Below are 14,159 nucleotides of genomic sequence, written 5' to 3' on the forward strand. Positions count from 1 at the left end.
CGATCCACGGGAGGATCCATGTCCGATCACGTGACGTTCCTCGGCCTCGGAGCCATCGGCCTGCCGATGGCGCTGCGCCTGCACGCCGCCGGTCTCACCGTCACCGGTGTCGACCCGTTCCCCGGTCCGCGGGAGCGTGCCGCCGCCGCGGGGCTGACGACTGCAGCGCAGCCGCTGTCGGCGGCGACGGCCGGCACCGTCATCGTCATGGTCGCCGACGGCGCGCAGCTCGAGGCCGCCCTGACCGGCGACCCGAGCACCGACACCCCCGGACTGCTCGCGCTCATGCCTGAGGGGTCCGTGCTCGTCATCATGAGCACGGTCGGCCCCGACGCCGTGCGCCGTGCCGCCGAGTCCGCCGCCGCCCACGGCATCGCCGTCCTCGACGTGCCCGTGACCGGCGGCATCGCCGGGGTCCGGTCCGGCACCCTGCGCCTCCTCGCCTCCGGTCCGCCCGCGGTGCTCGAGTCGCGCCGGTCCGTGCTCGAAGCACTCGGCACGCTCATCGACTGCGGTGAGCGGGTCGGTGACGGTCAGGCGTACAAGGCGGTCAACCAGCTGCTGTGCGCCGTCCACATCGTCGCCGCCGCCGAGGCCCTGTCCCTGGCGGATCGGCTCGGCCTCGACGAGGAGTCCGTGCTCGCCGCGATGACCGCCGGTGCCGGGCAGTCGTGGATGCTCGGCGACCGCGGGCCGCGCATGCTCGAGGGCCTCGAGGCCCCCGTCGCCAGTGCCGTGAGCATCTTCGTCAAGGACACGGATCTCGTCGCCGAGGTGGCCGCCGACCTCGACATCGACCTCGCCCTGCTGCCGGTGGCCGGGAGGAAGTTCGCCGAGGCGGCCGACGCCGGACTCGCCCGCCGCGACGACTCGCAGGTCATCCGCACCTACGACCCGCAGTGAGTGACGCGGCCGGGTGCGGGAGGGGCCGCCGGTCACTGAGGGCCGCCGGTCGCCGGGGGCCGCTCAGCGACGCAGGCTCAGTGACGCAGGCTCAGCGTCCCGTCCACTCGTACGGGGTCTTGGCGATGAAGGCGCGGACCGCGCCGTGGAAGTCCTCGGAGCCGTAGATCCGCTCGATGACATCGGCGTCGTCGATCGACCCGCCGGAGTCCGAGAGGCGTCGGACGACCTCCTTGACCGACCACATCGTCAGCGGGGCGTGCCCTTTGAGCGTCTCCGCCCACTCGGCCGCCGCCGCATCGACATCGGCGGTGACGAGGCCGAGGAACCCGGCGGTGTGCGCCTCGTCGGCCTCGATGAAGCGGGCGCGCAGCAGCATGTCGACGACGCGGCCGCGGCCGAGGAGCTCGATGAGCAGGCTCAGGGTGTCCCCGGAGAGGCAGTTGCCGAGGGTGCGGGCGATCGGCACCCCGAACCGTGAGGTCGGCGAGGCCACCCGCAGGTCCGCGCACGCGGCGATGCCGAGTCCCCCGCCCACGCAGTAGCCGTCGATCGCGGCGATGACGGGCACGTCGACGGCGCGCAGGCGGGTGAGCACCTCGGAGATCCGGTGTTCGTAGGCGACGCCGGCGGGGCCGTCGAAGTCCGTGAACTGGGCGATGTCGGTGCCGGCGACGAACGCCCTGTCACCGGCGCCGCGCAGCACCATGACGCGCACCGCCGCGTCGGAGTCGGCCTCCTCGCACGCCTCGGCGAGGCCCATGTACATGTCCCACGTCATCGCGTTGCGCGCCGCGGGTCGGTTGAAGGTGATCGTCAGGACGCCGTCGTCGAGGTCGACGAGGAGGTCCTCGGTGGCCGTGTCGGGGGCATGGTCGGTCATGGTCGAGCTCCTTCGCTCGTCGTCGTGGTCACCCGGGACGCTGGATCCGGGTGCTCGTCAGTCGTCTCGCTCATTGTCCCCTGAGCTTCGTCAGCTCCTCGGGCGTGAACCCGAGGTCGTCGAGGAGGGCGTTGTCGGCCCCGAGGGAGGGGCCGGCCGGACCGCGACGGGCGGGGGTGCGCGAGAGGCGCATCGGCGAGCCGATCTGCCGCACGGTTCCCGCGACCGGATGGTCGGAGTCCCAGTAGAAGTCGCGGGCCTGCAGATGGTCGTCGGTGAAGACCTCGCCGTAGTCGCTGATCGGCGCGCAGGGAACCCCGGCCGCGTTGAGGACCTCGACGATCTCGTCGGTCGTCATCGCCTGCGTCTTCTCCTCGATGCGGGCGATGAGGGCCTCCCGGTGGGTGAGACGGTCGTAGGACTGGCCGAACCGCGCGTCGTCGAGCAGGTCCTCGAGTCCGAGGGCGGCACAGAACCGCTCCCAGTTCCGCGGGGTGTTCGCCCCGACGGTGACGAACCCGTCGGCGGAGTGGACCGCCTGGTAGGGCGCCTGGTTCTGGTGGGCCGAGCCGTTGGGGCGCCCGATCGTCCCGTCCGTGAAGTACGCGGCGGCCTCCCACACGGCGTAGGAGACTCCGCTTTCGAAGAGGGAGACGTCGATGTGCTGGCCTTGACCGGATCGGTCCCGTTCGACGAGTGCTGCGGTGACGGCGAGGGCCACGTACATCGCGGCGGTGAGATCGCAGATCGGCACCCCCACCTTCGCCGGCGGGGAGTCGGGGAACCCGGTGATGCTCATCAGCCCGCTGCGGGCCTGCGCCATGATGTCGAGGCCGGCGAGCGGCGCCAGTGGCCCGTCCTGCCCCCAGCCCGACGCCGAGGCGTAGACGATGCGGGGGTTGCGCGCGGCCACTTCCTCGTACGAGGTGCCGAGGCGGGCCATGACCCCCGGTCGCATGTTCTCGACGACGACGTCGGCGCGCTCGACGAGGCGCATGAATGCCTCCCGACCGGTCGGGTCCTTGAGGTCGAGGGTGATCGACTCCTTGTTGCGGTTGAGGAGCATGTTCGGCACGCTCTCACCGCTGACGTACGGTCCGGTGCTCCGCGTCTGGTCGCCGCCGTCGGGGTTCTCGATCTTGATGACCCGGGCGCCGAGGTCGGCCAGCTGCATCGTCGCGAACGGCCCGGCCATGAAGACCCCGAGCTCGAGGACCGTCACCCCGGCCAGCGCTCCCCCGCCTGTCGCATCCTCGTTCATGAGATCTCCTCACATCGCCATCGATCCTGTAGGAATCACCTGCCGCCGAGTCGCTGCGAGGCGACACTTCGCCGAAACACCCCATTGATTCGTACTGTGATCCGCGTTACAGTCTTTGCGCTACTGTATACAAAAGAGGATCTATTCAAAAGTGTCGACTCTCCTTCCCTCCCAGCCCAGCCTGTCGGTGCAGGCACGGCAGGCTCTCGAACGCACCATCCTCGAAGGCAACTACCTTCCCGGTGAGCGTCTCGTCGAGGAGCGCCTGTGCGCAGAGCTCGGCATCTCCCGTCCGCCGCTGCGCGAGGCGCTCAAGGAACTCGCCCACACCGGACTCGTCGAGCACACTCCCCGCAAGGGGGTCCGCATCATGTCGATCACCCAGCACGACGTCTTCGAGATCGCCACCCTGCGCCGCGAACTCGAGTCGATGGCGCTGCGCCTCGCCCTGCCGACCCTCGTCCCCGACCGGGTCGCCCGGTGCGAGGCGGCACTGGAGACGATGCGCGAGATCGCCGACTCCGGGTCCGAGGGCGACATGGTCGCGGCGGGCTTCGAGTTCCACTACGCCGTCGTCGGCCTCGCCGGCCACGCCCGCATCGAATCGACGTACCGGGCGATGGCGATGCAGCTGCAGATGTGCATGGCCCTGAATAACCAGGCGCGCCGGGAGATCGAGGATCTCGACGGCAACGTCGCTCGGCACGCCCACATGCTCGAGGTCATCCTGCGCGGCGACATCGACGAGATCGAGACCGCACTCGACAACCACGGGAACCTCTCGTTCCTCATCGACGTCGTCGACCGCCTCGACGGGGCGACTCCCGAATCCGACCGCTGGCTCGAGGAGGTGCGTGCCTCATTGCCCACCGCGGAGTGACCCTCGCTCCGGCACCACCGGCACCACCGATCTGGACGTTCTGTCAAAGGAGATGGACATGCATTCGAAGAAACTGCTCACCGCTGCCGCCGTGGCCGGCACCCTGACGCTCGCCCTCAGCGCGTGCGGTCAGGGGTCCTCGGGCTCATCCGACGGCGGGTACGAGCCCCCCGGCAATGTCACGATGATCGTGCCCTTCGCCGCCGGCGGCGGCAGCGACATCGCCGGTCGCGCGACGGCCTCGGGACTCGAGGAGGCGACCGGCAAGACGATCACCGTGCAGAACATCGACGGCGGCTCCGGCGCGGTCGGGTACTCGGAGTTCCTCGGTCGCAGCGGGGACCCGAGCTACCTGCTGGCGACGGAGACGGCGATGCTCGCCCTGCCGGCGACCCAGGACGTCGAGTTCACGTACGAGAGCTTCACGCCGATCATGAAGCTCGGCGACGACTACACGCTCATCGTCACGAAGGCCGATTCCCCGCTCAACACGTGCTCGGACCTCACTGACAAGGCGCAGAACGAGCGCACGGTCGTCGCGATCTCCGGTGCCACCGGCCTCGACAACATCACATTCACGCTCATGGAGAAGGCGACCGGGGCGAAGTTCGACCGGGTGCCCTTCGAATCCGGCGCCGAGGTGATCACCGCCGTCCTCGGCGGTCAGGTCGAGGCGATCTCCGTCAACCCCGGCGAGGTCTCCGGTCAGCTCGAGTCCGGCGATCTCAAACCGCTGTGCGCGGCCGCCGAGGAGCGCTACGAGTACGACGCGCTCAAGGACATCCCGACGGCGAAGGAGCAGGGCATCGATGTCGCGTTCGCCCAGTTCCGCGGCGTCATCGCCCCCGGAGACATCCCCGACGAGGCGAAGCAGTACTGGATCGAGCAGTCGCAGAAGTTCGCGGAGTCCGAGGCGTACACGAAGTACATCGAGGACAACATGATGCAGCCCAATGTCGCCTACGGGGACGACTTCACGACGTACCTCGGGGAGAACGACCAGGAGCTGCGTGAGGCGATCGGACAGTGAGCGCCGAGATGACCGCGACACTCCCTCGCCTCGTCTTCGTGCCCGGCGACCTCTCCGGGGTCGGCCCCGAGCTCCTCGCCCGGCTGCTCGCCGACCCGGAGAACCGCGCGCGGGCCGACGTCCTCATCACCGCGACGCCCGAGGAGCTCGCGGCCTTCGCCGACACCGCCGGGGTGAGCATCCCCGACGTCGATGCCATCGAGTTCCTCGGCACCGCCTATGACGGTCCGGAGATTCCGCCCGGAGTGGTGAGCACGGCAGCAGGCGAGCGGGCGCTTTCCGACCTCGGCACCGCGCTCGACCTGTGGGCGGCCGGACGCGCCGACGGGGTGCTCTTCCTCCCGCTCAACAAGGGCGCGATGGGGCAGGCCGGGATGACCGAGGAGGATGAGCTGCGGTGGTTCGCCAAGCGCATCGGCTTCACCGGCTTCACCTCCGAACTCAACTTCATCTCCTCGCTCGTCACTGCCCGCGTCACCTCCCATGTGCCGGTGTCCCGGATCGCCGCGGGCATCCGCGCCGGCCGGGTGCTCGAGACGATCGAACTCCTCGACCGCGTCGTCCGGGAGACGCGGACCCCGACACCGAGGCTGGCCGTCTGCGCGCTCAACCCGCACGCCGGCGAGGGCGGGAAGTTCGGGCGGGAGGAGATCGAGGACATCGCCCCGGCGATCGAGCTGGCGCGCACCCGCGGCATCGACGTCGAGGGGCCGTTCCCGTGCGACACGCTCTTCGGCCGGGCCGCCGGCGGCGACTACGACGGGGTCGTGACGATGTACCACGACCAGGGGCAGATCGCGATGAAGCTGCTCGGCTTCGACCAGGGGGTGACCGTCCACGGGGGTCTGCCCATCCCCATCGCCACGCCCGCCCACGGCACGGCGCACGGGATCGTCGGCACCCGCACCGCCGATCTCAGCCCGAGTCAGCACGCGTTCGACCTCGCTGTGGCGATGGCCGCCTCGCGCCGGGACGCGGCCACCGCGGATGCCCCGACGACCGGGGCGACCGCCTCGGCGCCGGCGCAGACGCGATGAACGGAATGGAGGAGACATGAACACGGTCACCGCGAAGAATCCGCCGCGCAACAGACCGGAGGTCTCCGACGTCATCGGCACCGCGATCCTCGGGGTCGTCGGCGCCGTGGCGGCGGTCATGGGGATCGGCTACGGGCTGAGCGTCGACAGCGGCGAGGTGGGGCCGGGGCTGCTGCCGTTCCTCACCGGCACCTTCATCTTCCTCGCCTCGGTGGCGGAGATCTTCCGTCTCTTCTTCGCCCGCGTCGGGACCTCGGGCGGACGGATCATGTCCGCCGTCGAGGACATCGAGGCCACGGCCGCGGAGTCGATCGACTCCGCCTCCGAGGCGGTCTCGGCCGACGGGGACGAGGTCGACACGTTCGGTCGCACGGAGAAGCAGCGCAACCGCGCGCCGTTCGTCATCTTCGCGACCTTCGGCGTCGCTCTCGCCCTCGTTCCGGTCCTCGGCCTCATCATCGCGCTGTCCCTGGCGATCCTCTTCCTCCTCATCGTCGTGGAGAAGCAGAAGTGGTGGACCTCGGCGGCGGCGACGATCGGGGCCGCCGTGTTCGTCTACATCGTCTTCGGCCTCGTCCTCTCGGTTCCCATGCCGACGGGGATGCTCGGCCTGATCTGAGGAGTGCTCATGATCGACAATCTCATGCTCGGGCTGGAGACCGCAGTCAGCCCGGAGAATCTGCTGTGGTGCTTCGTCGGCGTGCTGCTCGGCACCGTCATCGGCCTGCTGCCCGGCCTCGGATCGACCACCGGTGTCGCGATCCTCCTGCCCGTCACCCTCACCCTCGACCCGGTGACCGCGCTCATCATGCTCGCCGGCATCTACTACGGGTCCCAGTACGGGTCGTCGATCAGTTCGATCCTCATCTCGACGCCCGGCGACTCCTCGAGCGTCGTGCTCACGATCGACGGCTATCAGATGGCGCGGAAGGGCAGAGCCGGCGCGGCGCTGGCGATCTCGGCGCTCGCATCGTTCTTCGCCGCCATCGTCTCCCTCATCGGCCTCATCGCGCTCGCCCAGCCGATCGCCCGGTTCGCCCTCAACTTCGGTCCGGCCGAGAACCTCGCGATCATCCTCCTCGGCATGGCGACGATCGTGTCGTTCGCCGGGGAGAACATCCTGCGCGGCATCACCATGGCCGCGGCCGGGCTGCTCGTGTCGATGGTCGGGGTCGCCTCGGGATTCTCCACGGCCCGGTTCACGTTCGGCAGCGTCAATCTCCTCTCCGGCCTCGACTTCGTCGCCGTGATGATCGGCATCTTCGCCGTCGGTGAGGTCCTCCACCAGATCCGCCGAGGCGGGGAGAAGCCCATCCGCGCCGGTTTCCGGGATCTGCTCGTGACGAAGGAGGAGCTGCGGCGGGCGTTCCCGTCGACGGTGCGCGGCACCGGGCTCGGCTTCACCGTCGGAGTCCTGCCCGGCGCCGGGGCGACGCTCGCGACGTTCCTCGCCTACGGTGTCGAGAAGCAGGTGAGCCGGTTCCGGCAGTTCATCGGCAAGGGCGCACCCGAAGCGGTGGCGGCTCCGGAGGCGGCGAACAATGCGGCCGCGAACGCGAGCTTCATCCCGACCCTCGCCCTCGGCATTCCCGGCAGCGGCACGACGGCGGTCCTCCTCGGGGCGTTCGTCATCTTCGGTCTGCAGCCGGGCCCGCTGCTCTTCCAGCAGGAGCCGGACCTCGTGTGGGGTCTGCTCGTGAGCTTCTTCTTCGGCAACCTCATCCTGCTCGTGCTCAACCTGCCGATGGCGCCGGTGTTCGCGCAGATCCTGCGGATCCCCTACGTCTACCTCTATCCGATCGTGCTGATGATGAGCTTCATCGGGGCCTTCGCGCTCGGCAACAACATGTTCACCCTGTGGATCGTGTTCTTCTCCGGGCTGCTCGGCTACTTCATGAAGCGCTTCGACTTCCCCGCCGCACCGTTCGTCCTCGGCCTCGTGCTCGGCCCGCTGCTCGAGAAGTACCTCGTGCAGACCTCGGCGCTGGGCAACGGCAGCCTGCTCATCATGTTCCAGCAGCCGCTCTCGCTCATCCTCACCCTCGCGGCCCTCGTGGCACTCGCCTACCCGCTCGTCGCCGCGGTCATCCGCAACCTGCGGACCCGGCGGGCGGATGCGAAGGCGCGGGAGACCGTGACCCGCTGAGGCCCGGGCGACCGGTCACATCTCTTCGTGCGTGAGCGGGTCCCGGTCCTTCATCCGGCCGCGCTCGAGTCCGGAGATCGCGACCACCTCGGCGGGGGTGAGGCTGAAGCCGAAGATGTCGGCGTTCGTCCGCTGGCGGGCCGGGTTCGCGGACTTCGGGATCGGGATGCTGCCGATCTCGACGTGCCAGCGCAGGACGACCTGGGCCGGTTCGACGCCGTGGGCGGCCGCCGCCTCGGTGATGGGGTCTTCGGCGAACAGCCCGCCGTCGCGGTAGAGCGGTGACCACGATTCGGTCTGGACGCCGATCGACCGATGGAAGTCGACGAGCGCGGTCTGCGGGAAGTACGGGTGGAGTTCGACCTGGTTGACGGCCGGGGTCACGCCGGTGGCTTCGATGAGCTCGGTGAGCATGTCCGCGGTGAAGTTCGAGACGCCGATCGACGTCACGAGTCCGCGATCGCGCAGTTCGATGAGGCCGCGCCACGTGTCGACGTACTTGCCGACGCTGGGGTTGGGCCAGTGGATGAGGTGGAGGTCGAGATGGTCGAGGCCAAGCCGGGCAAGGGATTCCTCGGTGCTCGCGATCGCCTCGTCGAAGCCGTGGTGGCGGCCGGGGATCTTGCTCGTGACGAAGAGGTCCTTGCGGGCGACGGGGCTCTCGGCGATCGCACGACCGACTTCGCGTTCGTTCTGGTAGTTGACCGCGGTGTCGAGCAGTCGGTAGCCGCCGGCGATGCCGGCGTCGATCGCCGCAACGCCCTCGTCACCGGTCATCGCGTAGGTGCCGAGGCCGATCTGCGGGATCGGGCGTCCATCGTTGAGGTCGACGGTGGGAATCGGGGTGCCGTTGCCGGATTCAGTCATGCTTCCACCCTACGACCGTCAGCGCACGACCGCACCCGTTTCCGTCACCCGCAGGAGTCGGCGCCGTCTCAGGACTGCGAGTCCGCCTCCGGCTCCGCCTCGGCGAGCCGAGCCAAACGCGTCGGGGCGGTGTTGCGGTACGAATCGGTGAGCAGCTCGCGGAGTTCCTCGTCGGAAAGATCGTCGATGTCGATGCCGATCCATCCGGTGGGACCCAGGTACATCGGGACGAACGTGTCGTTCCGCTCGAGCATCACCTCGGCGTCGAGGGGATCGAGCAGGAGGAGGACGGCGTGCGGATGCTGCTCCAGCTGTCCGGTCACGTGCTTCTCCGTGCCGCCGAAGTACGCGAAGACCTTCTTCGTGAAGAACGCGGGGCGACCGTGCGAGACCTTCTCCTGCGCAGCGGGATACCCGAGCGCGAGCGTCCGGAACCGCGCGAGCACCGGGTCATCGTCGTCGAACATCTGCGCGTGCGCCATGTCCTCACGATACTCCCGCCGAGGCGGGGCGCGGGGCCCGTGGACCGCAAGGTCAGGGGGTTCGGGAATCCGCGGCAGCGTCCTCGGGACCGGGCGTCAGCGTCGGCTAGGGTGAGCTCGTGAGAAGGAAGCGCGACGTGCGGCAGACCGGACCGGAGAACCGGCGCAGGCTGCCCCGATTGACCCTGCTCCAATGGGGCTTTCTGCTGCCCGGCCTCGGATTCGTCGTCGCCGTGATTCTCGGTGCCGTGCAGTCGTTTCTCTCCTTCGTCGAACTCTCCGACGCACGCAGTCGCGGAGTCGACGTCGTGTGCGCGGACCTCGCCTCGATGGGCCAGGTGAAGGAGATGGAGATCGTCAGCCGCGGGGTGTGGGGCTATGCGTGCGAAGCTACGTTCTCCGACGGCGGCTTCGGCGTCACGGAGTTCAGCAATCTCTCGATTCTCACATTCTTCGCGATCGCGATTGCTGTGATCAGCACTGTCGCCCTCTTCGGTGTCTTCTGCGCAGTCGCCGTGAAAGCGCTGGTCACGTGGGGAGCGCCTCGATCCGCAGGGCGGATGGCCAGGTGGGGCGTCGGGCTGCTCATGGCGGCGTGCGTCATCGGTCCTTTCGGCATCCTCGCCCAGTACGCGGCGTGGTATCGGGCGTCGAACTCCGGTGACGGCTCGCCCGTCTGCCCGTCCTCGTTTCAGGGTGAGGAGATCCTCGGTTTCGGAATCGATTCCAACTATCTTCTGCCGTATCTGAAGTGCCACGGCGACACCGTGACCGGCGTCGAATTCACGACGACGCATGTCGGTTTTCCCTTCGCCGTGTTCGTCACCTGCATGACGATGATCGTTGTCGGGCTCGCCCTTGTCATCACCGCACGGGTGAGAGCTGCGCGAACAGGGATGGTCTCTCCCGAGGAATCGCGCGACGAACCCGTCGTTCACTGAGCCGAGGCGTTGCCGGGACACCGGGCCCGCAGTGGTGGATCAGGCGATGACGCCAGGCCGTGAACTGTCACAACGGCGCATGAAATCATCGTGGCGCGGACGTGAACTCGGGCGACTTGTGTAGACAAGTCACGCCGAGGTTGGTCAACTGGTCGTCTATGGACGACCAGACCTCGACTGCGACTGCGGGCGCCGGCCGCCGCGCCACCGCGACCCGGACCGCCCCGACTGCCTCCGCGACCCCGGCACCCTCTGCGGATCGCACCGCGGATCTCCCCGCCGCCGCGTCTGACCCTGTTTCCGGCCCGGTGGCGACGACCGCCGAGGCGCTCGTCTGGCTCGGCGGCGATCGCTTCGACCGGCAGACCCTGCCGATCCCGGTCCTCGCCGACGGGGAGAGCCTCGTGCGCCTGAGTGCCGCAACCGTCTGCGGATCTGACCGCCACACGGTCTCCGGCCATCGCTCCGGTGCCTGCCCGTCGGTGCTCGGCCATGAGGGCGTCGGCGTCATCGAGGCGACGAGAGGCGATCTCACCGTCGGCGAGCGCGCCGTCTTCGCCGTCACCTCGGTGTGCGGGGCGTGTGAGAACTGCCGGCGCGGACTGAGCGCGAAATGCGCCGCGGTCGCCAAGGTCGGCCACGAAGCGACCGACTCCGGCTGGGCCCTGTCGGGAACCTACGCGTCGCACATCCTCCTGCCCGCAGGAGTCGCGGTCGCTCCCGTGCCCGCCCACGTGCCCGATGCCGTCGCGGCGACCGCCGGTTGTGCGGTGGCCACCGTCATGGCCGCCCTCGACGCCGCCGGAGAGCTGGCCGGACGGCGGGTGCTCGTCAACGGCCTCGGGATGCTCGGGCTCGCCGCGGTCGCGGCCGTGAAGGCACGCGGTGCTGCCGAGGTCGCCGCGTTCGATCCCGCCCCTGACCGTCGCACCCTCGCCGCTGCGGCAGGCGCCGACGTCCTCGTCACCGGTGACGGGGACACCCCTGCCGACGTCGACGTCGCCATCGAACTCTCCGGCGCTCAGGCGGGGGTCCGGACGTGCCTGGACGCGCTCGGCATCGGCGGCACCGCGGTCCTCGTCGGCAGCGTCTCGCCCGGCCCGCACGTCCCCGTCGACCCCGAACACATCGTCCGCGGATGGCGCACGATCACCGGGGTCCACAACTACGAACCCCGGCACCTCACCGCCGCCGTCGACTTCCTCGCCGCCGCCGGCTCGGCGCTGCCCTGGGACGACATCCTCGGCGGACCCATCGGGCTCAACGATCTGTCGGCGGAGTTCGCCCACCCCACCCCGGGCCTGCGCACCGTCGTCGATCTCCGCCGCTGACCGCAGACTCCGGCCGGTGTCAGCTGCGGGCGGCCTCGAGATCCTCCCGCAGCGCCCGGCCAGCGGCCCCGATGTCACTCGCCGAGGTGATGAACCGGAACCCCTGCTCCTCCCGCAACTTGGCTTCCGCCCCGGTCGAACAGTGGATGCCCGGGACGATGCCGGCGGCGTCCGCGGCGGTGCGGATGCGCACGAGCGCCTCGGCGTGGGCGTCGTTGGGCCGGCCCGGTACCGTGCCGACGGCGAACGCGAGGTCCGCCGGGCCGACGTAGACCCCGTCGACGCCGGGCACCGCGCAGATGTCCTCGACGGCGGCGAGCGCCTCGGCGGTCTCGATCATGACGAAGAGGAGCGGACGGGCGGCTCGGGAGTCCCGCACCTGGCCGGTGAGGATCTCCGCGGTCGGACCCCACGATCGGCGCCCACCGCGGCTCGGGTAGTCGAGCGCGGCGACGGCCGCCTCGGCGTCGGCAACCGAATCGATGAGGGGAATGATGATCGCCTCGATGCCGGCGTCGGCGAGCAGCCCGATCTCCGTGAACCGGTTCGCCGCGACTCGGGCCGTGACGAGCGCGGTTCCGTGCGCGCGGACGGCATCGGACAGGCGCACGACGTCACCGGCCCGGGCGAGACCGTGCTGGAGGTCGAGGCACACGTAGTCGAACCCGGCCGCCGCCCCGATCGTCGCGAGCTCCGGGGCCGCCGACATCATCCACAGGCCGTTGTAGATCGCCCCGTCGCCGAGGCGGGCGCGATGGGTCTCGAGTGCAGCAGTCATGGGATCATCGAACCACACCCCGGCGCCGAGGGGTGGCGACGACCGCGATCCGGGCGGGCCTATGATGAGAAGCGCCGACCACCGGCGACCGACCCGAAGGAGCACGCATGGCGCACCGCACGGATGACGAGATCATCGCCGCCCAACCCGATTCCGTCGCCCGAACCCTCACCGTCGACGTCGCCGACGGCCTCCGGCACACCGCGCAGTCGCTGACCCAGACGTTCCCCGCCTCGCTGGAGAACCTCTGGGAGGCGTGCACCGATCCCGAGCGCCTCGGCAAGTGGTTCGCGCCCGTGGCCGGTCACTTCCGGCTCGGCGGCCGCTACGTCGTCGAGGACAACGCCGAGGGCACGATCACGGCCTGCGAACCCCGCGAATCCTTCACCCTGACGTGGGAGAGCGCCGGTGATGAGAGCGAGGTCGCCGTGCGCATGGCCAAGGACGGCCACCACTCCCGGCTCACCCTCGAACACCGCTTCACCGCCGAGGCCGACGCCGACTTCTGGACGCAGTTCGGTCCCGGTGCCGGCGGGGTCGGCTGGGACCTCTCTTTCCTCGGTCTCGCCCTCTACCTCGAGTCCCGCAGCGATGAGCCCCGCGACGCGGCGACGTTCGACGCCGAACCCGCCCACGACTTCATCCGCATCGTCAGCGATCGCTGGGCCGAGGCGTCCCGGCTGGCCGGCACCCCTGCGGACGAGGCACGCGCCGCCGCGGAGCGCACGACGGCGTTCTACCTCGGCGAGGACGACAGCTGACCCGGCACCGAGTTCACTGACGGGGTCACCGCGGCCCGCCGCGGGCCGCTCCGACCGAGAGGCGGGCGATGTCGCGGAGGACGTTGAGCTCCTCGCTGCCGTCGAGCAGCGACTTCAGTTCGGTCGCGGCACTCGTGAGCAGTCCGCGGTAGGCCCCGGCGACGTTGTCGGGTTCGCGGGAGAGCGGATAGGACACGCAGAGCGCGAAGACCGTGGGTCCGACCGTGAACGCGACACTCGCCGAGGCGGTCCCCTTGACCCGGGCCTGCTTCGTCGCGTAGAACTCCTGCGGGCTGCCCGGCCCGCACAGGGCGAGCGCCGCGGACCCGCCGTCGACGAGCGGGAGGATCGTGCCGACGCTGCGCGTGACCCGCAGCTCGTGGTCGGCTTCGACATTGCGCACGCACACGCGGTCCTCGCCGACGCGGACCCACAGCTGCACGGACTCGCTCGCCCGCGTCCGCAGGTGCTCGAGCACGGAGTTCGTCGTCGCGATGCTCCGCCGCCCGGGGAACGGTCCCAGCCGCAGCAGACCCGAGGGGTCGCGGACGATGAACCGGTGGGTGCGCAGGTCGGCGAGCAGCCGGTAGGTCGTCGACTTCGAGTACCCGAGCCGTCGGCACACCTCGGCGGCGGTCAGCGGCGAGTCCTGGAGGGCGGTGAGGATCGCCGCACTGCGGGCGATCACCCCGACCTCCTGGGCCTCACCGACCGGCGAGGCCTCCGCGGACCTGCGGTTGCCGCCGTCGGGCGGGTCCGGGTCCGGCCCGGCGCGCACCTCGGCGATGGGGTTCGCCTCTGCCGTGTCGATGGACCGTGCCATGGGAGCCTGCCTCTCGTGTCTGACGGTGTGCGGTCG

The 14,159-nt window shown here is 69.9% G+C and carries 15 protein-coding genes; 9 read left to right on the forward strand and 6 right to left on the reverse strand.

Annotated features, from left to right (window positions below; translation table 11 throughout):
* Positions 1-18: 18 nt before the first annotated feature.
* The gene (locus tag J9315_RS16380; protein WP_211978382.1) at positions 19-903 is read left to right on the forward strand and encodes an NAD(P)-dependent oxidoreductase; all 885 of its coding nucleotides are present in this window, start codon (positions 19-21) and stop codon (positions 901-903) included.
* A gap of 91 nt (positions 904-994) precedes the next feature.
* Here J9315_RS16380 and J9315_RS16385 read toward each other — a convergent pair whose 3' ends face one another.
* Together J9315_RS16385 and J9315_RS16390 are read right to left on the reverse strand one after the other, a co-directional pair.
* Positions 995-1,786, reverse strand: a complete 792-nt coding sequence (locus J9315_RS16385) for an enoyl-CoA hydratase (RefSeq protein ID WP_211978383.1) — start codon at positions 1,784-1,786, stop codon at positions 995-997.
* 70 nt (positions 1,787-1,856) lie between these two features.
* Positions 1,857-3,047, reverse strand: a complete 1,191-nt coding sequence (locus tag J9315_RS16390; protein ID WP_211978384.1) for a CoA transferase — start codon at positions 3,045-3,047, stop codon at positions 1,857-1,859.
* A 151-nt stretch (positions 3,048-3,198) separates the two neighbouring features.
* On the opposite strand from J9315_RS16390, the gene J9315_RS17590 reads away from it, so the two are divergent.
* From J9315_RS17590 to J9315_RS16415, 5 genes are read left to right on the forward strand one after another with little or no spacing between them, the layout of a single operon-like run.
* Positions 3,199-3,927 carry a GntR family transcriptional regulator gene (locus J9315_RS17590; RefSeq protein ID WP_211978385.1) on the forward strand — a complete coding sequence of 243 codons (729 nt, stop codon included), beginning with the start codon at positions 3,199-3,201 and terminating at the stop codon, positions 3,925-3,927.
* 58 nt (positions 3,928-3,985) lie between these two features.
* A complete protein-coding gene (locus J9315_RS16400) occupies positions 3,986-4,957 on the forward strand; it encodes a tripartite tricarboxylate transporter substrate binding protein (RefSeq protein ID WP_211978386.1) in 972 nt (323 codons plus the stop codon).
* Between the two features lie 8 nt (positions 4,958-4,965).
* The gene (locus tag J9315_RS16405; protein ID WP_211978387.1) at positions 4,966-5,994 is read left to right on the forward strand and encodes a 4-hydroxythreonine-4-phosphate dehydrogenase PdxA; all 1,029 of its coding nucleotides are present in this window, start codon (positions 4,966-4,968) and stop codon (positions 5,992-5,994) included.
* A gap of 16 nt (positions 5,995-6,010) precedes the next feature.
* Complete coding sequence (locus J9315_RS16410) at positions 6,011-6,613, forward strand: tripartite tricarboxylate transporter TctB family protein (RefSeq protein WP_211978388.1); 603 nt, start codon at positions 6,011-6,013, stop codon at positions 6,611-6,613.
* A gap of 9 nt (positions 6,614-6,622) precedes the next feature.
* Positions 6,623-8,140: a tripartite tricarboxylate transporter permease gene (locus J9315_RS16415; RefSeq protein ID WP_211978389.1), complete on the forward strand. Its 1,518-nt coding sequence runs from the start codon at positions 6,623-6,625 to the stop codon at positions 8,138-8,140.
* Positions 8,141-8,155: 15 nt separating this feature from the next.
* Here J9315_RS16415 and J9315_RS16420 read toward each other — a convergent pair whose 3' ends face one another.
* Positions 8,156-9,007, reverse strand: coding sequence for an aldo/keto reductase (locus tag J9315_RS16420; RefSeq protein WP_211978390.1), 852 nt, complete (start codon positions 9,005-9,007; stop codon positions 8,156-8,158).
* 68 nt (positions 9,008-9,075) lie between these two features.
* Positions 9,076-9,489, reverse strand: coding sequence for an MmcQ/YjbR family DNA-binding protein (locus J9315_RS16425; RefSeq protein WP_249120948.1), 414 nt, complete (start codon positions 9,487-9,489; stop codon positions 9,076-9,078).
* A 119-nt stretch (positions 9,490-9,608) separates the two neighbouring features.
* On the opposite strand from J9315_RS16425, the gene J9315_RS16430 reads away from it, so the two are divergent.
* Both J9315_RS16430 and J9315_RS16435 read left to right on the forward strand, forming a co-directional pair.
* A complete protein-coding gene (locus tag J9315_RS16430) occupies positions 9,609-10,430 on the forward strand; it encodes a hypothetical protein (RefSeq protein WP_211978391.1) in 822 nt (273 codons plus the stop codon).
* A 158-nt stretch (positions 10,431-10,588) separates the two neighbouring features.
* Positions 10,589-11,761 (forward strand): zinc-binding dehydrogenase, encoded by a 1,173-nt coding sequence (locus tag J9315_RS16435; RefSeq protein ID WP_211978392.1) that lies wholly within the window; start codon positions 10,589-10,591, stop codon positions 11,759-11,761.
* 19 nt (positions 11,762-11,780) lie between these two features.
* Here J9315_RS16435 and J9315_RS16440 read toward each other — a convergent pair whose 3' ends face one another.
* Positions 11,781-12,539 carry an aldolase/citrate lyase family protein gene (locus tag J9315_RS16440; protein ID WP_211978393.1) on the reverse strand — a complete coding sequence of 253 codons (759 nt, stop codon included), beginning with the start codon at positions 12,537-12,539 and terminating at the stop codon, positions 11,781-11,783.
* A gap of 107 nt (positions 12,540-12,646) precedes the next feature.
* Here J9315_RS16440 and J9315_RS16445 point away from each other — a divergent pair, with 107 nt between their 5' ends.
* Complete coding sequence (locus J9315_RS16445; protein ID WP_211978394.1) at positions 12,647-13,300, forward strand: SRPBCC domain-containing protein; 654 nt, start codon at positions 12,647-12,649, stop codon at positions 13,298-13,300.
* 25 nt (positions 13,301-13,325) lie between these two features.
* On the opposite strand, the gene J9315_RS16450 is transcribed toward J9315_RS16445, so the two are convergent.
* The gene (locus tag J9315_RS16450) at positions 13,326-14,123 is read right to left on the reverse strand and encodes a helix-turn-helix domain-containing protein (protein ID WP_249120949.1); all 798 of its coding nucleotides are present in this window, start codon (positions 14,121-14,123) and stop codon (positions 13,326-13,328) included.
* Positions 14,124-14,159 lie beyond the last annotated feature (36 nt).

The sequence above is a fragment of the Brevibacterium sp. W7.2 genome, from assembly GCF_018137945.1.
Classification (GTDB): Bacteria; Actinomycetota; Actinomycetes; order Actinomycetales; family Brevibacteriaceae; genus Brevibacterium; species Brevibacterium sanguinis.